At 67.4% G+C, this 21262-nt stretch carries 19 protein-coding genes, 1 tRNA gene and 1 pseudogene; 13 read left to right on the top strand and 8 right to left on the bottom strand.

Translation table 11 applies throughout. The features are described 5' to 3' along the window. Nucleotides 1-57: 57 nt before the first annotated feature. Together RBT54_RS09160 and mutM are read right to left on the bottom strand one after the other, a co-directional pair. On the bottom strand, nt 58-2034 hold the full coding sequence (locus tag RBT54_RS09160; RefSeq protein ID WP_320366390.1) for a dynamin family protein: 1977 nt from the start codon (nt 2032-2034) through the stop codon (nt 58-60). 167 nt (nt 2035-2201) lie between these two features. Continuing rightward, a complete protein-coding gene (gene mutM, locus RBT54_RS09155; protein WP_320366388.1) occupies nt 2202-3020 on the bottom strand; it encodes a bifunctional DNA-formamidopyrimidine glycosylase/DNA-(apurinic or apyrimidinic site) lyase in 819 nt (272 codons plus the stop codon). Between the two features lie 183 nt (nt 3021-3203). On the opposite strand from mutM, the gene RBT54_RS09150 reads away from it, so the two are divergent. From RBT54_RS09150 to ychF, 8 genes are all read left to right on the top strand, one after another. Beyond that, the gene (locus tag RBT54_RS09150; protein WP_320366386.1) at nt 3204-4919 is read left to right on the top strand and encodes a tetratricopeptide repeat protein; all 1716 of its coding nucleotides are present in this window, start codon (nt 3204-3206) and stop codon (nt 4917-4919) included. Next, nucleotides 4916-5524, top strand: a complete 609-nt coding sequence (lolB, locus tag RBT54_RS09145) for a lipoprotein insertase outer membrane protein LolB (RefSeq protein ID WP_320366385.1) — start codon at nt 4916-4918, stop codon at nt 5522-5524. The genes RBT54_RS09150 and lolB overlap by 4 nt, the downstream gene beginning before the upstream one ends. Next, nucleotides 5506-6399, top strand: a complete 894-nt coding sequence (gene ispE, locus RBT54_RS09140; RefSeq protein ID WP_320366383.1) for a 4-(cytidine 5'-diphospho)-2-C-methyl-D-erythritol kinase — start codon at nt 5506-5508, stop codon at nt 6397-6399. Before lolB ends, ispE begins: the two co-directional genes overlap by 19 nt. 46 nt (nt 6400-6445) lie before the next feature. Continuing rightward, nucleotides 6446-6522: transfer RNA gene (locus tag RBT54_RS09135), tRNA-Gln, on the top strand. Nucleotides 6523-6613: 91 nt separating this feature from the next. Continuing rightward, the gene (locus tag RBT54_RS09130; RefSeq protein ID WP_320366381.1) at nt 6614-7564 is read left to right on the top strand and encodes a ribose-phosphate pyrophosphokinase; all 951 of its coding nucleotides are present in this window, start codon (nt 6614-6616) and stop codon (nt 7562-7564) included. A gap of 88 nt (nt 7565-7652) precedes the next feature. After that, nucleotides 7653-8264, top strand: coding sequence for a 50S ribosomal protein L25/general stress protein Ctc (locus RBT54_RS09125; RefSeq protein WP_320366379.1), 612 nt, complete (start codon nt 7653-7655; stop codon nt 8262-8264). Between the two features lie 53 nt (nt 8265-8317). Continuing rightward, nucleotides 8318-9001 carry an aminoacyl-tRNA hydrolase gene (pth, locus tag RBT54_RS09120; RefSeq protein ID WP_320366377.1) on the top strand — a complete coding sequence of 228 codons (684 nt, stop codon included), beginning with the start codon at nt 8318-8320 and terminating at the stop codon, nt 8999-9001. Further along, complete coding sequence (gene ychF / locus RBT54_RS09115) at nt 8998-10089, top strand: redox-regulated ATPase YchF (RefSeq protein WP_320366375.1); 1092 nt, start codon at nt 8998-9000, stop codon at nt 10087-10089. Before pth ends, ychF begins: the two co-directional genes overlap by 4 nt. Before the next feature lie 82 nt (nt 10090-10171). Here the strand turns inward: ychF and RBT54_RS09110 are convergent, their stop codons facing one another. Both RBT54_RS09110 and RBT54_RS09105 read right to left on the bottom strand, forming a co-directional pair. Next, a complete protein-coding gene (locus RBT54_RS09110) occupies nt 10172-11500 on the bottom strand; it encodes a ferric reductase-like transmembrane domain-containing protein (RefSeq protein WP_320366373.1) in 1329 nt (442 codons plus the stop codon). Between the two features lie 77 nt (nt 11501-11577). Further along, the gene (locus RBT54_RS09105; RefSeq protein ID WP_320366371.1) at nt 11578-12489 is read right to left on the bottom strand and encodes a DMT family transporter; all 912 of its coding nucleotides are present in this window, start codon (nt 12487-12489) and stop codon (nt 11578-11580) included. 261 nt (nt 12490-12750) lie between these two features. Here RBT54_RS09105 and gluQRS point away from each other — a divergent pair. Both gluQRS and RBT54_RS09095 read left to right on the top strand, forming a co-directional pair. Next, nucleotides 12751-13671, top strand: a pseudogene (gene gluQRS / locus RBT54_RS09100) (tRNA glutamyl-Q(34) synthetase GluQRS); the annotation flags it as partial. A 15-nt stretch (nt 13672-13686) separates the two neighbouring features. Then, on the top strand, nt 13687-14112 hold the full coding sequence (locus RBT54_RS09095; protein WP_320366536.1) for a CoA-binding protein: 426 nt from the start codon (nt 13687-13689) through the stop codon (nt 14110-14112). Nucleotides 14113-14128: 16 nt separating this feature from the next. Here the strand turns inward: RBT54_RS09095 and clsB are convergent, their stop codons facing one another. From clsB to RBT54_RS09075, 4 genes are all read right to left on the bottom strand, one after another. Beyond that, the gene (gene clsB / locus RBT54_RS09090; protein WP_320366369.1) at nt 14129-15283 is read right to left on the bottom strand and encodes a cardiolipin synthase ClsB; all 1155 of its coding nucleotides are present in this window, start codon (nt 15281-15283) and stop codon (nt 14129-14131) included. Further along, entirely contained in the window at nt 15283-16032 is a 750-nt protein-coding gene (locus RBT54_RS09085) for an endonuclease/exonuclease/phosphatase family protein (RefSeq protein WP_320366367.1), read from the bottom strand. The genes clsB and RBT54_RS09085 overlap by 1 nt, the downstream gene beginning before the upstream one ends. Before the next feature lie 25 nt (nt 16033-16057). Continuing rightward, on the bottom strand, nt 16058-17158 hold the full coding sequence (nadA, locus tag RBT54_RS09080) for a quinolinate synthase NadA (RefSeq protein ID WP_320366364.1): 1101 nt from the start codon (nt 17156-17158) through the stop codon (nt 16058-16060). A 110-nt stretch (nt 17159-17268) separates the two neighbouring features. Then, nucleotides 17269-17721, bottom strand: a complete 453-nt coding sequence (locus RBT54_RS09075) for a rhodanese-like domain-containing protein (protein ID WP_320366362.1) — start codon at nt 17719-17721, stop codon at nt 17269-17271. Between the two features lie 60 nt (nt 17722-17781). Here RBT54_RS09075 and RBT54_RS09070 point away from each other — a divergent pair, with 60 nt between their 5' ends. The 3 genes from RBT54_RS09070 (at nt 17782) to RBT54_RS09060 (ending at nt 21236) form a co-directional block, all read left to right on the top strand. Further along, nucleotides 17782-18972: a cation diffusion facilitator family transporter gene (locus RBT54_RS09070; RefSeq protein ID WP_320366360.1), complete on the top strand. Its 1191-nt coding sequence runs from the start codon at nt 17782-17784 to the stop codon at nt 18970-18972. A 218-nt stretch (nt 18973-19190) separates the two neighbouring features. Continuing rightward, nucleotides 19191-20600: a type I glutamate--ammonia ligase gene (gene glnA, locus RBT54_RS09065; protein ID WP_320366359.1), complete on the top strand. Its 1410-nt coding sequence runs from the start codon at nt 19191-19193 to the stop codon at nt 20598-20600. Nucleotides 20601-20738: 138 nt separating this feature from the next. Next, entirely contained in the window at nt 20739-21236 is a 498-nt protein-coding gene (locus RBT54_RS09060) for a DUF4124 domain-containing protein (protein ID WP_320366357.1), read from the top strand. Nucleotides 21237-21262: the final 26 nt, after the last annotated feature.

Raw genomic sequence — 21262 nt, 5'->3', positions numbered from 1 at the left:
TGGGTCACTGGCCCGCCTTTCTGTCCGTTTGTGCCCACGCGTTGTCGGGCCCGGGTTTCAGGCCGCGGCGCGGACCTCACCACTGGCAGCTGCCTCGCCTGCAAGGGCAGCAGCACCGAGCGCTGCGGCGACACCATCCTGCAGCGCATCGAGCTCGGCGATCAGCGCGCACACACCCGACTCGCCCTGTTTCAGTTCGTCGACGCGGCTCTCCAGCGTGTCGGTGGCCTCGTGGATGCGCTTGACGCTTTCGAGGCGGCGTTTGAGCTGGATCTGATATTCGCGCACCTGAGTCTCCAGCGGTGACATGACGGCACGCAGCCACTGCTCGACGTCCTGGTTCGCCACCTCGAAGGTGCGCCGCGCCTGCATCGCCACGGTCTCGAAGAACTTCTGCGTCAGCGCGTGCTTTTCGGTGGTCACCAGCGTCAGCGCGGTGTTGATCTGGCGATTGAAGGTCGCTTCCAGACGATCGAGCTCTGTCTCGTAACGCAGGGTCGAGAAGCTTGCCGGCGGCGACAACTTGAGTCCGTGCTCGACGCTGAAGCGCTTGTACATCGCCTCCAGCATGCGCGTGATCTCGCCGATCTCGCTCGTCGAGCGCTGCAGCTTGGCGCGCAGGTTGCGGAAATACCCTTCCATCGCATCACGCAGCCCGCGCGTGAAGGTCGATTCGAGCATCGCCTCGCGCGTGCGCCGCGTCTCGTCACGCAGCGCGTCCAGTCCCATGTGGTCGAGCAGGCTGTTGGTGAGGTTCGAGAACACCGAGCGCACCGCGTAGTACTTCTGCAGGCCCTGCTCGAACTCGTCCTTCTCGGTGCGGATCTTGCGCATCATGTATTCGATGACGCTCTGGTTCTTGCCGCGCAGGTCGGTGAGTTCCTGCAACTGCTCACGCAGCCCGGACAGGCGAGCCTCGAGCAATGCTCGGGTCTGCGCGGTGACCTCGCGGGTTTCGGCGAGAGTGTCGTCGCGCACGATGTCCTGCTTGGTCGGCAGCAGGTCGTCGCTCAGGGCGCGCTCGAGCGCAGGGATGCGGCTGCGTTCGAGCAGCGACGCGTCGTCCTGGATGCGCGCCACCAGCCCCTTCTGCGCCGACACCGGGAATATCGCGCCGCGGTCCACGCCGAGCGTCTCGGCCACCGAATCCACCTGGCGGTCGATCTCGAGGTCGATCTGCGCCTCTTCGCGCAAGCCATCCCACAAGCCGTCGATCTTGTTGAGCACGACGAGGCGTCCGCGCTGGCGCGCGCCGCCCCCCTGCACGTAGTTGCGCCAGACGGCGAGATCGCTCTGGGTCACGCCGGTGTCGGCGGCGAGGATGAACAGCACCGCGTGCGCGTTGGGCAGCATCGACAGCGTGAGCTCCGGCTCGGCACCGATCGCATTGAGACCCGGCGTGTCGAGCACGACCAGCCCCTGCTCGAGCAAGGGGTGGGGAAACTGGATCACGGCATGGCGCCAGCGCGGAATCTCGACCGCGCCGTCCGTACCCGGCTTGATGCCCTGCTCTCCAGCCGGGTCGACCGCGAAGCCCAGTCCTCGCGCCTCTTCGATGCTGACGCGCTCGGTCTCGCCCACGCGCGCAAGCGCACGCTGCAGGCTGCTCGCATCCACCGCGGTCAGGGAATCGATCGTCCACTCCTCTCGATAGCGCTTGAACTCGCTCACCGGCGTCTGACGCGCGCGCGTGCGAATTGGCAGCAGGCGAAGCTCGGGGCTCGCCCCCTTGCTCCACTGCAACTCGGTCGGACACATGGTGGTGCGCCCCGCGCTCGAGGGCAGGATGCGATCGCCATGATCACCGAAGAAGATCGCGTTGATGAGCTCGGACTTGCCGCGCGAGAACTCGGCAACGAAGGCGACGGTGAGCTTGTCGTCGTTCAGGCGCTCGAGCAGATACTGCAGGCGCAGGTCGGACTGCGCGTCGCCCACGTCGTTGCGCGCCAGCCAGGTGCGCAGGCGCACCACCGCCTCGCCCGCATTGCTGCGCCAGCGGCTGTAGGCCGAGAATTGTTCGGTCAGGTTGGTCATTGGTTCGCTCATCGGACAGACTGCCTTGCAGAGGGACCCGGAAAAAGGGCAGCCCGGGGCTCATACATCCTCGCACGCTGGAGCATAGCCAGCTTCCCTGCCCGCTTCCGTGCCAAAGTACACGCCCGGCGCGGAAGATGCGCCGGGTCGCCCGAGGGCGGCTGGATTCAGCTCCGACGCTGGCAGCGCGGGCAGAAAAACGTCGCCCGCTGCGCGCTGATGACGCGCTGCACCGCGGTCCCGCAGATGCGGCAGGCCTCGCCATCACGGCCGTACACGAAGTACTGCTGCTGGAAGTAGCCGGGCTGGCCGTCACCGCCGACGAAGTCGCGCAAGGTGCTGCCGCCCGCTTCGATCGCCGCCGCCAGGGTCTCACGCACCACCATCACCAGGCGTGCGCAACGTCGCGGCCCGAGGCGCCCGGCGGGCTCCAGCGGATGGATGCGAGCACGAAAAAGGCTCTCCGATGCGTAGATGTTGCCCACGCCCACCACGCGATGGCTGTCCATCAGCACGTGCTTGATCGGCGCGCGCAAGCCGCGCGTCACGGTGTGCAGCCAGGCCGCATCGAACGCGCCATCGAGCGGCTCGGGCCCGAGGCGCGCCAGCAGCGGATGTTGCACCGCCTCGCCGCCCTGCCACACCACCATGCCGAAACGGCGCGGGTCGCGCAGGCGCAGCGCGTGCGCACCGAAGACGAAATCGACGTGATCGTGCGCGCCGGGCTGCTCGTCGCTGCGCACCACGCGCAGGCTGCCCGACATGCCCAGATGCACGATCACCGTGCCCGCGTCGAAACCCAGCAGCAGATATTTGGCGCGCCGCCCGACCGTGCGCAGGACCTGCCCGGCGACCCGCGGCGGCAGGTCAGCCGGCAGCGGCACGCGCAGACGCGGGTTGCGCACCGTCAGCGCGGTCATGACGCGCCCCTCGACGTGGGGCCGGATGCCGCGGCAGGTGGTTTCGACTTCGGGCAGTTCGGGCATCGGCAATGGCCTCATTGGGGGCGGGGCAGGCATGACAGGTTGCGGCCATGGCGCCGATCTGCATACCATGGAGCGAACCGAATTCTAGTTCAGTCCTCCAACCCACTCCATCCACGACAACGCGCGGCCGGCTGCCCATGCTGCGCGTTGCCGCGTCCTATCGCAGTCCGTCGGACCCATTCCATGAAGATCCAGCTTTCCCGTCTCGCCCGCTCCCTCTGCCTCGCCCTTACGCTCGGCGCGGGCGGAACCGCGATGGCGGCCAGCGGCGATGCGGTGGGCGGCCCGCTTCCCGGCCAGGAGCTCACCCCGCGCACGCTCTACAACTTCCTGCTCGCCGAGATCGCCGGCGCGCGCGGGCAAATCGGCCTCTCCGCGCAACTCTATCTCGACCTCGCGCGCTCCACCCGCGACCCGCGAATCGCGCGCCGTGCGACCGAGATCGCGATGTACTCGCGCAACCTGCGCATGGCGGGCGAAGCCGCCCGCCTGTGGGCCGAAGCCGCCCCCGACTCCGAAGAAGCGCGACGCGTACTGGCCAGCATGACCAATCCGGAACATGGCGGCGAGATCAACCTCGACGCCATCCAGATTCAGCTCGCGCGCGTCCTGGCACAATCCAACGGCCGACTCCCCCAGAACCTCCTGGGCCTCAACCGCACGCTGGCGCGCGTACCCGACAAGCAGGCCGCGCGTGCGATCATCAATCGACTTACCGAGCCCTATCTGGAGGTGCCGGAGGCACATATCGCCCGCGCGCAGGCCGCGATGGTCGTCGAGGACGCCATGGGCGGCCTCGCCGCCGTCGAACGCGCGCTCGAACTCAATCCCGGCTGGGAACCCGCCGTGCTGTTGAAGGCGCAGATCCTGCAGCAGGCCGGCGCAGTCGATGAAGCCCTGCGCCAGCTCGAGACGGAAGTCGCTCGCAAGCCGGAGAGCACGACGCTGCGCCTGGCATGGGCCCGCGCGCTGGTGGCGGCGCAGCGCTTCGAAGCGGCACGCACCGAATTCCGCCGCCTGCTCGATGCCTCGCCGGACGACGCCGAACTGCTCTACGCGGTCGGACTGCTCTCACTCCAGGTCAACCAGCCGGCCGAGGCAGAGATCCACTTCGCGCGCGCTCTGGCAGCCGGCCACCCGCAGTCCGACCTGATCCGCCTCCACCTCGGGCAGATCGCTGCCGATCGCGGCCAGGGCGAAGCGGCAAGGAAGTGGTTCGACGAGATCACCGACCCGGAACTCCGCCCCGAGGCCAACATCCGCAGCGCCCAGAGCATCGCGCGCGAGGGCCGCGTCGACGAGGCCCGCGCCCTGCTGCAGGCCGAGGCCGACGAGCCCGAGATCATGCGCCGCTACATCCTCGCCGAGGTGCAGATCCTGCGCGACGCCAACCGCCCCGCCGAAGCGTTGCTGGTGCTCGACGACGCCCTGCGCGAAACGCCCGACGACACCGGCCTGCTCTACGAGGCCGCCATGCTGGCCGAACGCATCGACCGCGTGGACCTGATGGAAACGCGCCTGCGCCGCGTGATCGAACTGCAGCCCGACCACGCCCATGCGCACAACGCGCTGGGCTACTCGCTCGCCGATCGCAACCTGCGCCTGGACGAGGCGGAGGCGCTGATCGTGCGCGCGCTCGAAATCTCTCCGGACGATCCCTTCATCCTCGACAGCCTCGGCTGGGTGCGATTCCGGCGCGGAGACGGTGCGGCAGCGCTCATCCACCTCGAGCGCGCCTACGCCAAGCGCCAGGACGCCGAGATCGCCGCGCATCTGGGCGAAGTGCTGTGGAGTCTGTCGCGCCGAGACGACGCCCGCCGCATCCTCGATCAGGCGCTCGCCGCCCACCCCGAGAACACGCTCCTCGTCGAAACCGCGCGCCGCCTGGGCATCCGATGAATCGCGCACCCCAGCTCCGGGCACCCGCGCTGCGCCGCCGCAGCCTGCTCGCAGGCACGGCGGCCGCGTTGGCGCTCGCGGCCTGCGCACCGATCGTCCCGCGCGAGACTCCCAGCGCAGCGCTGCGCCCGCTGATGCCAGCCTTCCTGCTCGATGGCCGGCTCTCCGCCACCGACGGCCGCCAGGCCGCAAGCGGACGAGTCGAGTGGGAGCACGCCCCGCAAACCGACCGCCTGACGCTGCTCAGCCCGCTCGGCCAGATCGTCGCCCGTCTCGACAGCGACCCCGCCGGCGCCCGCCTCTTGAGCGCGGACGGCACGCGGCGCGACGCGCCCAGCGCCGACGCGCTGCTGCCCGAGGTGCTGGGCATCGAAGTGCCGTCTGCCCGCCTGCCGCGCTGGGTGCAGGGCGCCCCCGACGCCGGCGCGCAGATCCGCGAGCGCGATGCCCTCGGGCGCCCGCAACTTGTCATCGACCAGGGCTGGCGGATCGACTACCTCGCCTACGCCGACGACCGCTCCGACGCCCTGCCCGCCCGCCTCGACATCTCGCGCGGCGAAGCGCGCATCCGCCTGATCATCGATTCATGGACCGCCCTGCCCTGACCCCGCCCCAGCCGCTGCTCCTCGGCGACGACGCCCCGACGCAACTCATCGCCTGCCCGGCGCCTGCCAAGCTCAACCTGTTCCTGCACGTCATCGGGCGCCGCGCCGACGGCTACCACCTGCTGCAGACCGCCTTCCGCCTGCTCGACTGGGGCGACACGCTCGACTTCGCGCTGCGCACCGACGGCCGCATCCGCCGCGTGAACGACGTGCCGGGGGTCGCCGAAGCCGACGACCTCGTCGTGCGCGCGGCGCGCCTGCTGCAGGCGCACACCGGCAGCCCCCTCGGCGCGGACATCACGGTGCACAAGGTGCTGCCGATGGGCGGCGGCATCGGCGGCGGCAGCTCGGACGCCGCCACCACGCTGATGGCACTCAATCGCCTATGGGGGACGGGCCTGTCGCGCGCCGAACTGCAGGCGCTCGGCCTCACGCTCGGCGCCGACGTCCCCGTATTCATCTACGGCCGCGACGCCTTTGCCGAAGGCGTTGGCGAAGCGCTGCAGCCGCTCGCATTGCCGCCGGCCTGGTACGTGGTGATCTCGCCCGGCGTCTCCGTCCCCACCGCTGAAATTTTTTCGGCCGAGGACTTGACGCGAAATACCGCCCCCATCAAAATGGCGGACTTCGCAGCAAGCACCACGCGAAACGACCTGCAGGCAGTCGCCTGCAGTCGCTACCCGGAAGTGCAAGGCGCGATCGATTGGCTGGATGCATATGCGCCAGCCTTGATGACAGGCTCAGGCGCCTGCGTGTTTGCGGAAGTCTCCTCGGAAATCGAGGCCGATCGCATCACGAGAAGTTGTCCGCCACATTGGAAGGCATGGAAAGTGCGAAGCCTCACTCGCCATCCGCTTTACGAGTGGTTACAATAGCGCCCGCTTCGTCGAACGATCCGTATCGCTGACGAACAAGGTTTCTTGGGGAGTCGCCAAGTCGGTTAAGGCACCGGATTTTGATTCCGGCATTCGAGGGTTCGAATCCTTCCTCCCCAGCCATATAACGACGGGCAGACCACGGGTCTGCCCGAGTCGTTTTTACGCGCCGAATATTCGCGCGTCGTTTCTTACGGCACTCGGAGTAGCACAAATGCCCCACGGCAGCCTGATGGTCTTCACCGGCAACGCCAACCCCAAACTTGGCGCCGACGTGACGCGACGTCTGGGTATCTCCCTCGGTTCGGCCACGGTCGGCCGGTTCTCGGATGGTGAAGTGAACGTCGAACTGCTCGAGAATGTGCGCGGCAAGGACGTCTTCGTCCTGCAGCCCACCTGCTCGCCGACCAACGACAATCTGATGGAGCTGCTGGTGCTGGTCGACGCCCTGAAGCGCGCCTCCGCCGGGCGCATCACCGCCGCCATCCCCTACTTCGGCTACGCCCGCCAGGACCGCCGCCCGCGCTCGGCGCGCGTGCCGATCACCGCCAAGGTCGTCGCCAACATGCTGCAGGCCGTCGGCGTCCAACGCCTGCTGACGATGGATCTGCACGCCGACCAGATCCAGGGCTTCTTCGACATCGCGGTCGACAACGTGTATGCCGCCCCGGTGCTGCTCAACGACCTCGACAAGCAGAAGTACGACGACCTGCTGGTCGTGTCTCCCGACGTCGGTGGCGTGGTGCGCGCGCGCGCCTTCGCCAAGCGCATGGAGTGCGACCTGGCGATCATCGACAAGCGCCGCCCGAAGGCCAATGTGTCCGAGGTCATGAACATCATCGGCGAGGTCGAAGGCCGCACCTGCGTGATCATGGACGACATCGTGGATACCGCCGGCACGCTGTGCAAGGCCGCGAGCGCGCTCAAGGCCAACGGCGCCAAGCGCGTGCTGTCCTACTGCACCCACGCGGTGCTGTCGGGCGCCGCGGTGTCGCGTATCGCCGAGTCCGACCTCGACGAACTGGTCGTCACCGACACCATCCCGCTGCGCGAGGACGCCAAGGCCTGCGGTCGCATCCGCCAGGTCTCGGTCGCGTCGCTGCTGGCCGACACGATCCTGCGCATCAGCAACGAGGAGTCGGTGTCCTCGCTGTTCATGGAATGATCTTTCGCCCGCTGCGCCTTCCGGTGCCGCGGGTTTTTCCCGTTTTCGCCTGGTCGCGGGCGAAGACAACACTCTCAGGAGCAACACCATGCAAATCGAATTCAAGGCCACCAAGCGTGACGCGCAGGGTACGGGTGCGAGCCGCCGCCTGCGTCGCGCCGGCCACGTTCCGGGCATCATCTATGGCGGCGCGGGCGACGCCCTCTCCATCACCATGGACCACAACGAGCTCTACCACCTGCTGCGCAAGGAGGCCTTCCACGCCTCCGTGCTGAACATCGACGTCGAAGGCAGCAAGGAAAGCGTCGTGCTGCGCGACACCCAGTGGCATCCGTTCAAGCAGCAAGTGCTGCACATCGACTTCCAGCGCGTCGCGGCGGGCGAGAAGATGCACCTGAAGGTGCCGCTGCACTTCGTCGGTGACGAACTCTGCCCGGCGGTCAAGCTCGGCGGTTGCATGATCTCGCACACCATGAACGAGATCGACGTCCAGTGCCTGCCCAAGGACCTGCCCGAATTCGTCGAGGTCGACCTGTCGGCGCTGGAAGTCGGCCAGTCGGTCCACGTGTCCCAGCTCAAGCTGCCCGCCGGTGTCGAGCTGGTGGGCCACGGTGAAGGCGACCCGGTCGTCGCCACCGCGCTGCAGGTCAAGGGCGCCGTTGCCGAAGGCGAGGACGAGGGCGAGGGCGAAGCGGCCTGACCGGCCCCTCCCCCTTCCCTGCCTTCAACCCGGATGCCGGAGACCGCCCCCCGATGAGTAACGCGCCCACGCGCCCGCCTCGTCTGATCGTCGGTCTCGGCAATCCGGGTGCTGAATACGCTGAAACCCGGCATAACGCCGGGTTTTGGTTTTGTGAACGGCTCGCCGCCACCCTCGGCGTTCGCTTCGCGCACGAGTCCCGCTTCCACGGCCTGGTCGCCAATGCGCGCGACGCCGGCATGTGGTTGCTGATGCCGCAGACCTTCATGAACCGCTCCGGCCAGGCCATCGGCGCGCTGGCGCGCTTCTACCGCATCGAGCCGGCCGAGATCCTCGTCGTGCACGACGAACTCGACATCCCACCCGGCCAGTTGCGCCTGAAGTTCGGCGGCGGCCTCGGCGGGCACAACGGGCTGAAGGACACTTCGGCCCACCTCTACACCAACGATTACTGGCGGCTGCGCATCGGCATCGGCCACCCGGGCGATCGCAACGAAGTGGTGAATTTCGTGCTCAAGCCCGCGCGCCGCGAAGAACAGCAACTGATCGACGAGGCCATCGACAAGGCGCTCGCGATCTGGCCGCAGCTCGTGCGCGGCGAGCTCAACGCCGCGGCGACCAGGCTCAACGCTCGCCCTGCGCAGCCTAAGCCGCCGAAACCGCCCAAGGCCCCCCAGCCCGCGGCCGCGCCCGACACGGCGGCCACCGAACCTCCCAAGGAAGAACCCCAGCCATGAGCCTTAAATGCGGAATCGTCGGCCTGCCCAACGTCGGCAAGTCGACCCTCTTCAATGCGCTGACCAAGGCCGGCATCCAGGCCGAGAACTACCCCTTCTGCACGATCGAGCCCAACGTCGGCATCGTCGAAGTGCCCGACCCGCGTCTCGCCGCGCTCTCCGAGATCGTCAAGCCGCAGAAGATCCAGCCCGCCATCGTCGAGTTCGTCGACATCGCCGGCCTGGTCGCGGGCGCTTCCAAGGGTGAAGGCCTGGGCAACCAGTTCCTCGCCAACATCCGCGAGACCGACGCCATCGTGCATGTGGTGCGCTGCTTCGCCGACGACAACGTGATCCACGTCTCCGGCAGCGTCGACCCGATCCGAGACATCGAGGTCATCGACACCGAGCTCGCGCTCGCCGACATGGCCACGGTCGAGAAGGCGCTCAACCGCTACAAGCGCCCTGCCGCCTCGGGTGACAAGGAAGCCAAGATCCTCGTCGCCGTACTCGAGAAGTGCTTCGCCCAGCTCGACCAGGGCAAGGCCGTGCGTGCACTCGACCTCTCCAAGGAAGAATGGGCCAGCATCAAACCCTTCTGCCTGATCACCGCCAAGCCGGTGCTGTACGCCGCCAACGTCGCGGAGGACGGCTTCGAGAACAACCCGCACCTGGACCTGGTGCGCGCCCACGCCGCCGCCGAGGGCGCCGAGGTGGTCGCCCTGTGCGCCGCGATCGAAGCCGAGATCGCCGACCTCGAGGACGCCGACAAGAAGGAATTCCTCGAGACCATGGGCCTGGAAGAGCCCGGCCTCGACCGCCTGATCCGCGCCGGCTACACCCTGCTCGGCCTGCAGACCTACTTCACCGCGGGCGTGAAGGAAGTGCGCGCATGGACCATCCACGTCGGCGACACCGCGCCGCAGGCCGCCGGGGTGATCCACACCGACTTCGAACGCGGATTCATCCGCGCCCAAACCATCGCCTTTGAGGACTTCATCGCCTACAAGGGCGAAGCCGGCGCCAAGGAAGCGGGCAAGATGCGTGCGGAAGGCAAGGAATACGTGGTGAAGGACGGGGACGTGCTGAACTTCCTGTTCAACGTCTGAACCGCATCCGCACCGCACGTCACCATCCAGGCCCCGCACTGCGGGGCTTGTGCTTTCCGGGCACCCATCCGCAACGGCACGCTCAGCGCATGTCGAAGAGCTCCTGATGGAAATCGCCCGCTGACAGCCCCTTCGCGGTGAATCCTTCTCGCAGCGCCTGGCCAAAGCCCCCCGGGCCGCAGAACCAGATGTCCGCCTCCGGCCACGCCGGCACCGCAGCGCAGATGCGCGCCACGTCCAGGCGGCCGTCGCGCGCGCTGACCAGCACGTGCAGGCGAACGCCCGCGGCGTCGGCGTCACGCTGCAGGCGGGCGATGAAGCCCGCGTCGGGCGCCGCCGTGCTGTAGAACAGATCGATCTCCCGGCCATCGGGCTCCACCGCCAGCGCCTTCATGCGCGCGATGAACGGCGTGATGCCGATTCCGCCGCCCACCCAGATCTGCCGGCGCTTGCCGCTTGCAAACGCAAAGCGGCCATAAGGCCCTTCGACCGTGACGACGTCGCCGACCCGCAGCAGCTCCGGCAGGCGCGCGGTGTAGTCGCCGATGCCCTTGATCAGGAAGAACAGCCGACCGTCGCCCGTCCACCCCGAGGAGATCGTGAACGGATGCGCGCCTTCGGCGGTGTCGAAGGTGACGAAGGCGAACTGCCCGGCCTCATGCCCGGCCCAGCGGTCCTTGAAGCGGATGCCGACCTTGAGCACCTGGTTGTCGGGGAAGCGCAACAGCTCGACGATCTCACCGACCGCCTTGCGCCGATGACCGACCTTGCGCAGCAGCGACACCACGGCCGCCACACTGCCGAGCGCCATCAGCAGCGTGATGACCGGCCCCACGCCCTGCGTCCAGTAGCCGAAGGGCATCAGCACCACCGAGTGCACGACGAGGAAGAGATAGACCACGGCGAGCACGCGGTGGGTCTTGAAGAACAGCCGGTACGGGAAGCGCTTGACCAGCGCGAGCACGATCAGCACGACCGCGGCGTAGAAGGCCCACTCGCCGATCGTCTCCGCCAGCCCGCGTTGCTGCTGGAAGAAGTTCAGGATGGGGTCGGTCTGCTCCACGCGCGGACCGCGCGCCGGCTTGACCAGCCAGCCCCAGCCCACCGCCCACTTCGTGCCTTGGGCCCACAGCCAGTGGGTGACCGACACCACCAGCCCGGTGATGCCCAGCCACTTGTGCAGCCGATAGGTCTTGTCCAGCCCGCCGAGCAGGGGCTCAAGGCGCACCGGCCGCAGCGCCAGGATCATGCCCACGCTCATCACGCCGATGCCGAGGATGCCGGTGTAGTTGATCGCCAGCGTGCGCAGCGCGAAGTACTCGTAGCCGTCGGGCAGCAGCGGATCGGCCATCCACCACAGCAGGCTGAGCACGACGAGCAGCCCGACATAGGCCAGTTTGATCCTCTTCATTGCCGTCCTCCTTGCATCGCCATCGTCCCCGGCATTGTCAGGCCAGGGCAATGCGCGTCACGTTGAACATGACGTCATTATCCCCGCGCGTGGAACAGGCCGCGAATCCACACCCAGCGACTCACCACCAGCGCGAGGAAGATCAGCCCGCAGCCGGTGAGCTGCAGCGCATTCATCGTCTCGCCGAACCACCATGCCGCGGCGAGCGCGGTCCACACCGGCTCGAGCATCAGGATCAGCGCGGCGTGACTGGGCGTGGTCAGGCTCTGGCCGTGGAGCTGGAGCAGGAAACGCAACGTGGTGGCGATGAGCGCGCTGGCGAGCAGCCAGCCGAGCACCGGCGCACTCCAGGTTTCGGGCCAGGACTCGATCATCAGCGCGGGCGGCAGCACCAGCACGCCGACGGCCAGCATCTGCACCACGCTCAGCGCGCGCACCGAAATGTTGCGCACGATGTGCGAATTGACATTGAACATCAACGCGAACACCAGCGCCGCGCCGAGGAAGAACCACTGCCCCAGTTCGACCTTGAACCCGCCGTCCAGCGACAGGCAGGCGAACCCGGCAAGCGCCAGCGGCAGTGCGAACCAGGTGCTCGCCGGCGGGCGGTCGCCGAAGAAGATGCGCGCGATCACCGGCACCAGTACGATGCCCAGGCTGGAGATGAACGAGGCCTCACCGAGGTGGCTGCTGTGGGCCAGGCCCAGAATCCACAACACCATGGCACCGGCGAAAAGGCTGCCGACGAGCAGGCTGCTGCGCAGGCCGCGGGCGTCGAGCGCGCGCAACTGGGGCAGCGAGAACGCGGCGAGCACGAGCCCCGCGACCAGGAAGCGCAGGCCGATGAAGATCAAGGGGGGGAGGCCGGCGAGCGCCTCCTTGGAGAAGATCCAGCCAGCAGCGGCGATCACCGTGGTCAGCGTCAGCAGCAGATCGGCTTCGAAGCGTTGCCCCGTGGCCGGCGCGCCGCGCGTTGGCTGGGCACTCATCGGCACTCCGCGCACGCGCAGCGCGCGATGCAACGGCCGCCAAGGCTGCAGACCCGGAGAAGGAATTCCGGACTGCGCGAAAGGACGAACAAACCGGAAAGCGACACGATGATACCGGGAGCGGTGGGCGCCACGGCTGCGGCGCGAAGGCGTGCACGATAACCCATCGTGGGAGCACCGGCCGCGCCAGCCCGCTCACAGCCCCGCTCACCCTCCCGCTCAGCCGCTAGCGACCAGCCTCCGGATGCTAGGATCCTGGCCATGCAGCCTCCCACCTCACGCCCCCCCGATCCGCCCTACATCGGCCGTTTCGCGCCTTCGCCGACCGGCGCGCTGCACTTCGGCTCGCTGGTCGCCGCGGTCGGCAGCTTTCTTGAAGCGCGCGCCCACCGCGGACGCTGGCTGCTGCGCATCGAGGATGTCGACACCCCGCGCACGGTCGCCGGCGCCGCCGAAGGCATCCTCGCCACGCTGGCACGGCTCGGCTTCGAATGGGATGGCGAGGTGGTCTGGCAGAGCCGGCGCACCGCAGCCTATGAGGCAGCGCTGGAGGCGCTCAAGGCCGCCGGCCACGCCTACCCGTGCGCCTGCACCCGGCGTGAACTCGCCGATCAACCGCTGGCCCGCGACGGCTCGCGCCGCTACCCCGGCACCTGCCGCAACGGCCTGCCACCGGGTCGCGAGGGTCGGGCCTGGCGGGTGCGCGCCGAAGGCACGATCCGCTTCGATGACGCAGTGCAGGGCACGCAGGAAGTCGATCTCGCCGCCGATGCGGGCGACTACGTAGTCAAGCGCGCCGACGGCCTGTTTGCCTACCAGCTCGCCGTGGTGGTCGACGACGCCGAAGCCGGCGTGACTCACGTCGTGCGCGGCGCCGATCTGCTCGACGCCACCGCACGCCAGATCCACCTGCTGGAGCTGCTCGGCCAGCCGGTGCCGACCTACGCCCACCTGCCGCTCGCCACCAATGCCGCCGGAGAAAAGCTCTCCAAGCAGACGCTCGCGCGCGCCATCGACGAGCACCCGCCGCAGGCTGCGCTGCTGGCCGCGCTGCGCTTTCTCGGCCAGAATCCGCCGGACGCGCTCGCCGGCGCAGCGCTTGCCGAACTCTGGCAGTGGGCGCAGGCGCGTTGGTCCATCTCCGCCGTACCGCGCCGCCGCCAGGCGGTGGCGGGCAGTTTTTTCCAAGGAAACGCCATGCACCCGAACGACATCAGCGCCCAGCCCGACGCCATCCGCAAGCTGCTGCAGGACGCGCGCACGATCGCGATCGTCGGTCTGTCCGCGAAAGCCGACCGCCCGAGCAACGAAGTCGCGCATCGCCTGCAGCGCCTCGGTTACACGATCATTCCGGTCAACCCGGCTTACCAGGAAGTCATGGGACTGAAGTGCTATCCCGACCTGCACGCGGTACCGGAGAAGATCGACATCGTCGACGTGTTCCGCAGATCAGCCGAGGTGATGCCGGTCGTCGACGAGGCGATCGCGGTGGGCGCTGGCTGCGTCTGGCTGCAGCTCGGGGTGATCGCGCCGGAGGCGGCACGGAAGGCGGCCGAGGCCGGACTGAAAGTCGTCGTCGACCGCTGCACCAAGATCGAACACCTGCGCCTGATCGGCGGCTGAAAGCACCCGACGGCGCTCAGTGACTGCGCCCGAAGCCCGCAATGCCGATCGCCAGACGCACGATCTGATAAGCGAGCCAGCTCAAGCCACGACGTAGCAGCGGCAAGCGTTGCCAGTCCGAGGGCTTCAGCTCGCGGGCGCCGTCACAGATCGCCGACTCGAGGCTGGCGCGCAGGCGGCCCGCAAAGGCCGTGTCGTCCACCACCACGTTCGCCTCGCGCGCCAGCAGCAGGCTGAAGGCGTCGATATTGCTGGAACCCACGGTCGACCAATGTCGATCGACGACCGCGACCTTCGCATGCATGTGACTGCGATGGTATTCGAACAGACGAATCCCGCGGGCGAGAAACATCGGGTAGAGCGCGCGCGTGGCATAGACCTGCAGCGGGTGATCGGACAGCCCCTGCAGCAGCAGAGTCACCCGCACGCCACGATCGGCTGCATCCACCAGCGCCTGGCGGAACCGCCGGCCAGGAAAGAAATAGGCGCTGGCGATGACGATCTCTTCGCGCGCGCCGGCAATCGCGTCCAGATAGGCATTCTCGATCGCATGCCGGTAACGCAGGTTGTCGCGCACGACGAAGGCCGCGCGGATGTCGCCCGCAGGTTTGGTGCGAGGCGGGGCAAGCAGCGGCTGCGAGTCGCGGCGCCGGAAGCTTGCCCACGCCACCAGCCGCCACAGGCGCTGCACGGACGCGACGATCGGTTCGAGCAAGGGCCCCTCGACCTGGACCGCATAGTCGTAGCGCGGATGCGACAGCAGGCCCGCATCGAAATCGTCCACGACATTGATCCCGCCGACGAAGGCGACGCGGCCATCGACCACGACCACCTTGCGGTGCAGCCGGCGCAGGCGGTGACGACGCAGGGACAGGGGACGCAGCTCGCGGCGATAGATCAGCACCTGCACGCCCGCTTCACGCAAACGCGGCAGCAGACCGGAGACGAAGTTGCGCCCACCGAAGCCATCGACCATGACCCGGACCGCCACCCCCCGTCCAGCCGCGCGCACGAGCGCATCCGCGATCCGGCGGCCGGCCGGGTCATCGTCGAAGATGTAGCTCTGCAGGAAGATCTCGTGCGCGGCGGCGTCGATCGCCGCTTCCAGCGCCGGGAAATACTGCTCGCCGTTCTCCAGCAGCGCGATCGCGTTGCCGGCCAGGAACCGCATCAGGGCGCGGGCTCCAGGTCGGCGGTGAGCGCGGCGTGATCGGAGATCTGCGCCCACGGCGCACCGTAATGGACCTGCGCCTGGCGTACACGGAAGCCGCGCACGTAGATGCGGTCGAGACGGAAGAAGGGCAAGGTGCTCGGAAAGCTGCGCGCAGGCCGCCCCTTGCCGCTGCCGAAGGCCTCGACCAGGCCGAGGCGGTGGCCGAGCAGCTCATCGGCATGGTTGCGCCAGTCGTTGAAGTCGCCGGCGATGATCAGCGGTGCGTCGCCCGGGGCGAGCTGCTCCATGCGCTCGGCCAGCGCCATCATCTGCCGCCGCCGACTACCCGCCATCAAGCCGAGGTGCACACAGACGCAGTGCACCGGTCGATCGAATTCCGGAAGCTCCACCTCGCAGTGCAGCAGGCCACGACGCTCGAAGCGATGGTCGGAGACGTCCTGGTTGGCGGTACTGAGGATCAGGTGGCGGCTGAGGATGGCGTTGCCATGGTGGCCGTGGTCGTAGATCGCGTTACCGCCGTAGGCAGTCTGCTGCCACGCATCCTCGGCGAGGAACTCGTGCTGCGGCAGCAAGGGCCAGTCGGGATGGCGCGCCGTATGGCGCACATGAAGGCCCTGCACCTCCTGCAGGAAGACGAGGTCGGCATCCAGGCTGCGCAGGCGGTCGCGCAGTTCATGCACCACCATGCGGCGATTGAACTGCGAGAAGCCCTTGTGAATGTTGTAGCTGCAGATCCTGAGCGTCATGGCCGCCGGACCTCGTCGACCGCGATCAGGATACCGCGAGCATGCGATCGAGCGCGATGCGGGCGAGCTCGGCCTCGTGCTCGGGCACCTTGATCTGGTTAACAACATTACCCTCGGCGAGGTTCTCCAGCGTCCATGCCAGATGCTGCGGGTCGATGCGCTGCATGGTCGAGCACATGCATACGGTGGGGGCCATGAACTGCACCACCTTGCCCTGCGGCTTCATCTCCTCGGCCAGCCGGCTCACCAGGTTGAGCTCGGTGCCCACCAGCCAGTGGGTATTGGGTGGCGCGTTGGTGATGGTGTTGAGGATGAATTCGGTGGAGCCGACGTAATCGGACTTCTGGCACACCTCGAGCATGCTCTCGGGGTGCGAGATCACGAAGCCATGCGGATGTTTCTCGCGCCAGCGGTCGATGTGCACCGGCTGGAACATCTGGTGCACCGAGCAGTGCCCCTTCCACAGCAGGATCTTGGCGTTGCGGATCTGCTCGGGGGTGAGACCGCCGTACTCGAGGTCCGGGTCCCACACCACCATCGCGTCGAGCGGGATGCCCTTCTTGAAGCCCGTCCAGCGCCCGAGGTGCTGGTCGGGGAAGAACAACACCTTCTCGCGCCTGGAGAACGCCCAGTCGAGGATGACCGGGGCGTTGGTCGAGGTGCACACGATGCCGCCGTGCTCGCCGCAGAAGGCCTTGAGGTCGGCCGCCGAGTTGATGTAGGTGACCGGTGTGATGACCTCGTCGGGCTTGTCGAGTACCTCGCCGAGTTCGCGCCAGCAGCGCTCGACCTTGGCCAGGCTCGCCATGTCGGCCATCGAACAGCCCGCGGCAAGGTCAGGGAGGATCGCCATCTGGCTGGGCTTGGACAGGATGTCGGCGACCTCGGCCATGAAGTGCACGCCGCAGAACACGATGTATTCGGCCTCGGTCTGCGAGGCCAGGCGGGCGAGCTTGAGCGAGTCGCCGGTAAGGTCGGCGTGCTGATAGACGTCTGCACGCTGGTAGTGGTGGCAGAGCAGCACGGCCCGATCGCCGAGGCGCGCGCGCGCGGCACGAATGCGCGCCTGCGCCTCGTTGTCGGCGAGTACGTTGAAGCGGTCGAAGCTGATGGTCGAGACTTGCATGATGGGTATCCGCGTCCGGTGAGGACAATCCTTGAGTTGCGAGAATCGGACCCCGGCGGCCGGCCGCGCGTTCCGGCCGGGCGATGGGACCCCGGGTAAGGAAATGTTGCTCAGCCCTGGTACCAGGGCAGGCCGGCATGGCGCCAGCCGCCAATTCGGTTGCGCTGGTTGCTGGCGTCGCGGTCGCCCTCGAAGCCTTCGAGCACGTTATAGCAGTTGGCATAGCCCGATGCACTGGCCAGGCGCGCGGCCGAATCCGAGCGCGCCGCCGAGCGGCACAGAAAGAGCACGAGCGCCTCGGGGTCGACCTGGTGCCTGAGCTGGGCGAGGAAGTTCGGGTTCTCCTGCATCGAGGGGTAGGACTTCCACTCGATCTCGACCGCACCCGGTACGCGCCCAACCCAATCGAGCTCGGCACGCGTGCGCACATCCACCAGCTTGGCGCCGGGTGCAAGCTGCATCACCTGCCAGGATTCGGCAGGCGTGAGCGCCCCTTGGTAGGGCAGTCCGAGGTTATCTGCACGTTCGTGCGCGAGGGACAACAAGTCCGACAGGGTTCCCATGCGAACATCCGTCTAAAATGAAAGTTGGCCGAAGTATAACGCGTCCGTCGCGCCCCCCCCATGCACCCCAGTCGAGCTTCCAAGACCCTTCCCGCCAGCGCTGCTCCACTGAGCGACGAGGCTGCGCGCGGCAGGGGCATTCAGCGCGCGACCCTGATCGCCATCGCGACCAACGCCTTTCTGACCGTCGGCCAGATCGTCATCGGCCTGTTCGCCAACGCCTTCAGCCTTGTCGCCGATGCGGCCCACACCTTGTCCGACCTGGTCACGGACATGATGGTGCTGGTCGCCGGTCGCCGCGGCGCAGACCCGGCCGACACCGAGCACCCCTATGGCCACGGCCGCATCGAGACCGCCACCACGCTGGTGCTCGGTGCCGTACTGTCCGGCGTCGGCATCGGCTTCCTGTGGAGTTCGGGCGTGCGTCTGCAGAACATGGACGCCTTGCCAGACCTCCACCCCGCCGCGCTGGTGATGGCGCTGGTGACCCTGGTCGCCAAGGAAGGATTGTTCAGGTTCACGCTCGCCGCTTCGCGCCGGCTGCGCGCCCCCATGCTGGAAGCGAACGCCTGGCATGCGCGCTCGGACGCAGCGTCCTCGCTGGTGGTCGCCGCGGGCATCGGCGGCAGCCTGGCGGGCTACCCCTTCCTCGAGCCACTGGCCGCGGCCGTCGTCGGCTTCCTGATCCTGCGCATGGGGCTGAAGCTGGCATGGAAATCGGTCGGCGAATTGATCGACACCGGGCTACCGGAAGAAGAGTTGCAGCGCCTGCGCCAGACCATCGAGGCCACGCCCGGCGTGATCGGACTGCACGAGATGCGGACGCGGCGCATGGCCGACCGTGTGCTCTGCGACGCCCATGTGCAGGTGGATCCACGGCTCACGGTGTCCGAAGGGCATCGGGTCTCGGACGCCGTGTATCTGCGCGTGCGCTCCGCCCATCCCGAGGTCCAGGACGTGCTCGTGCACATCGACCCCGAGGACGACGGCGAACTGCAGGCCGTGCCCCCCGGACCACTCCCCGAGCGCGCTGAGATCGTTGCTCAGATGCGTGAGCTGCTCGGCCCCGGCACCCCCGAGCCCAAGCGCGTTCAGTTGCACTATCTCGGCCAGCGCATCGAAGTGGAGATCATCCTCCCCGCGCGCCTGGACGATGACGCACTCGCAGCGTTGCGCAACCGCAGGCGCGCGTGGCTCGAGAACCATCCGCACTATCGCAACATCCGCGTTTTCAGCGAGCTCGCACTTTAATGGTGCCTAAACGGCATGCAATGCCCCAAATGCGTGCATGAGCCCGCAGCCGCAAGCACCGCTTTCGGGCATGCGCCCTTATGGCACAATGACTGTCACATCCGAACTCGCCTGGCACGCTTAGTGCTTCAGGCTCACCACCCGAATCCGGTGCATCGACCCCAGGCCGCTGCTCCACCCGCTCAACGCAACAACGCCTCATCTCACCAGGAGTGAAAATGAACGCCCAAGACGTCATGAAGATGATCCAGGAAAACGAAGTCCGCTTCGTAGACCTGCGTTTTACCGATATTCGCGGCAAGGAACACCACGTCGGCCTGCCGGTTTCGGCCTTCGAGGAAGAGCACTTCGAGCACGGCCACCCCTTCGACGGCTCCTCGCTGGCCGGCTGGAAGGGCATCCAGGCCTCCGACATGATCCTGTTGCCCGAGCCCGCCACCGCTTACATCGATCCCTTCTTCGACGAGACCACGCTGGTCATCAGCTGCGACGTCATCGAGCCGTCCGACGGCAAGGGCTACGACCGCGACCCGCGCTCGATCGCCAAGCGCGCCGAGGCTTACCTGAAGAGCACCGGGATCGGCGACACCGCCTTCTTCGGCCCCGAACCCGAGTTCTTCATCTTCGACTCGGTCGAGTGGTCGGTTGACATGTCGGGCGTGTATAGCAAGATCAACTCGGAAGAGGCCGCCTGGTCCACCGCCGACAAGTTCGAAGGCGGCAACACCGGCCACCGTCCGCGCGTCAAGGGTGGCTACTTCCCGGTTCCGCCGGTCGACAGCCTGAACGACGTGCGCGCTGCCATGGTGCTCGCGCTCGAGGCCTGCGGCGTGCCGGTTGAAGTGCACCACCACGAAGTGGCCAACGCCGGCCAGTGCGAGATCGGCACCAAGTTCAGCACGCTGACCCAGCGCGCCGACTGGACCCAGGTGCTCAAGTACATCGTGCACAACGTCGCCCACCAGTACGGCAAGACCGCCACCTTCATGCCCAAGCCCATCGTCGGCGACAACGGCTCCGGCATGCATGTGCACCAGTCGATCTGGAAGGATGGTCAGAACCTGTTCGCGGGCAACGGCTACGCGGGACTGTCGGAAACCGCGCTGTACTACATCGGCGGCATCATCAAGCACGCCCGTGCCTTGAACGCGATCACCAACCCGGGCACGAACTCGTACAAGCGCCTGGTGCCGCACTACGAAGCCCCGACCAAGCTGGCCTACTCGGCGCGCAACCGCTCGGCATCGATCCGCATCCCCTACGTCGCCAACCCGAAGGGCCGCCGCATCGAAGCACGCTTCCCGGATCCCCTGGCCAACCCCTACATGTGCTTCGCCGCGCTGATGATGGCGGGCCTGGACGGCATCCAGAACAAGATCCACCCGGGCGACCCGGCCGACAAGAACCTGTACGATCTGCCGCCGGAAGAAGACGCGCTGATCCCCACCGTGTGCACCAGCCTCGAGCAGGCGCTGGAGTACCTGGACAAGGATCGCGAGTTCCTGACCCGCGGTGGCGTGTTCTCCAACGACTTCATCGATGCCTACATCGCGCTGAAGATGGAAGACGTGGACCGCATGCGCATCACCACCCATCCGGTGGAATTCGACATGTACTACAGCCTGTAATCCACGGATTACAGCGTCGCCAGAAAAGGACGGGCATTGCCCGTCCTTTTCTTATGCGTTCTAATCAGGCTTCATTCCGCAAGGACAAGGGCGCGCCGGTGTGCATACGCCGCCATCACCAGCGTCTCGGACAAGCCCATGCAACCGTTTCGACTCCTCTCGCTTCGCCCCCTCGCGCTGATCCTGTTCACCGGCCTCGCAGCGCCTGCATACGCAGACATCTACAAGTGCACCGATACCGACGGGCGGGTCACGTACACCAACGACCGCTCGCTCGGCCGCGGCTGCGTGCGCCTGCAGAGCGACCAGCCAGTGTCCTCGATCCCCTCGCCAGCACGCCGCCCCTCCGCCGCTGCGCCTGCGACAGGCTCCTCCGCCGCCTTCCCGCGGGTGAGCCCGAGCGACCAGCGCAACCGCGACGATGCACGCCGGCAAGTGCTGCAGAGCGAACTCACCACCGAGGAAGGCGCGCTCGCCGCCGCCGAAAAGGCGCTCGCCGAACAGGAAGCCGTGCGTTTCGGCGACGAGCGCAACTACCAGAAGGTGCTCGACCGCCTGCAGCCCTTCAAGGACAAGGTCGATCTGCACAAGCGCAACATCGAAGCCCTGCGCCGGGAGATCTCCGGCCTGCGCTGACCCGCGTCTGGCTCGCATCTTGCTTC

The organism is Thauera sp., assembly GCF_034003485.1.
Taxonomy (GTDB): domain Bacteria; phylum Pseudomonadota; class Gammaproteobacteria; order Burkholderiales; family Rhodocyclaceae; genus Thauera.
Note: the sequence above shows the minus strand (reverse complement) of the source record. Positions and strands in the feature narration are given on the sequence as shown.

What these genes read in the sequence shown, in the direction of transcription:
- mutM (WP_320366388.1), bottom strand. Translation starts at nt 3,020, where the DNA reads ATGCCCGAACTGCCCGAAGTCGAAACCACCTGCCGCGGCATCCGGCCC.
- RBT54_RS09060 (WP_320366357.1), top strand. Translation starts at nt 20,739, where the DNA reads ATGCAACCGTTTCGACTCCTCTCGCTTCGCCCCCTCGCGCTGATCCTG.
- glnA (WP_320366359.1), top strand. Translation starts at nt 19,191, where the DNA reads ATGAACGCCCAAGACGTCATGAAGATGATCCAGGAAAACGAAGTCCGC.
- pth (WP_320366377.1), top strand. Translation starts at nt 8,318, where the DNA reads ATGAGTAACGCGCCCACGCGCCCGCCTCGTCTGATCGTCGGTCTCGGC.
- RBT54_RS09110 (WP_320366373.1), bottom strand. Translation starts at nt 11,500, where the DNA reads ATGAAGAGGATCAAACTGGCCTATGTCGGGCTGCTCGTCGTGCTCAGC.
- RBT54_RS09085 (WP_320366367.1), bottom strand. Translation starts at nt 16,032, where the DNA reads ATGACGCTCAGGATCTGCAGCTACAACATTCACAAGGGCTTCTCGCAG.
- RBT54_RS09105 (WP_320366371.1), bottom strand. Translation starts at nt 12,489, where the DNA reads ATGAGTGCCCAGCCAACGCGCGGCGCGCCGGCCACGGGGCAACGCTTC.
- ispE (WP_320366383.1), top strand. Translation starts at nt 5,506, where the DNA reads ATGGACCGCCCTGCCCTGACCCCGCCCCAGCCGCTGCTCCTCGGCGAC.
- RBT54_RS09150 (WP_320366386.1), top strand. Translation starts at nt 3,204, where the DNA reads ATGAAGATCCAGCTTTCCCGTCTCGCCCGCTCCCTCTGCCTCGCCCTT.
- RBT54_RS09095 (WP_320366536.1), top strand. Translation starts at nt 13,687, where the DNA reads ATGCACCCGAACGACATCAGCGCCCAGCCCGACGCCATCCGCAAGCTG.
- RBT54_RS09070 (WP_320366360.1), top strand. Translation starts at nt 17,782, where the DNA reads ATGCACCCCAGTCGAGCTTCCAAGACCCTTCCCGCCAGCGCTGCTCCA.
- lolB (WP_320366385.1), top strand. Translation starts at nt 4,916, where the DNA reads ATGAATCGCGCACCCCAGCTCCGGGCACCCGCGCTGCGCCGCCGCAGC.
- RBT54_RS09160 (WP_320366390.1), bottom strand. Translation starts at nt 2,034, where the DNA reads ATGACCAACCTGACCGAACAATTCTCGGCCTACAGCCGCTGGCGCAGC.
- clsB (WP_320366369.1), bottom strand. Translation starts at nt 15,283, where the DNA reads ATGCGGTTCCTGGCCGGCAACGCGATCGCGCTGCTGGAGAACGGCGAG.
- RBT54_RS09125 (WP_320366379.1), top strand. Translation starts at nt 7,653, where the DNA reads ATGCAAATCGAATTCAAGGCCACCAAGCGTGACGCGCAGGGTACGGGT.
- RBT54_RS09075 (WP_320366362.1), bottom strand. Translation starts at nt 17,721, where the DNA reads ATGGGAACCCTGTCGGACTTGTTGTCCCTCGCGCACGAACGTGCAGAT.
- nadA (WP_320366364.1), bottom strand. Translation starts at nt 17,158, where the DNA reads ATGCAAGTCTCGACCATCAGCTTCGACCGCTTCAACGTACTCGCCGAC.
- ychF (WP_320366375.1), top strand. Translation starts at nt 8,998, where the DNA reads ATGAGCCTTAAATGCGGAATCGTCGGCCTGCCCAACGTCGGCAAGTCG.
- RBT54_RS09130 (WP_320366381.1), top strand. Translation starts at nt 6,614, where the DNA reads ATGCCCCACGGCAGCCTGATGGTCTTCACCGGCAACGCCAACCCCAAA.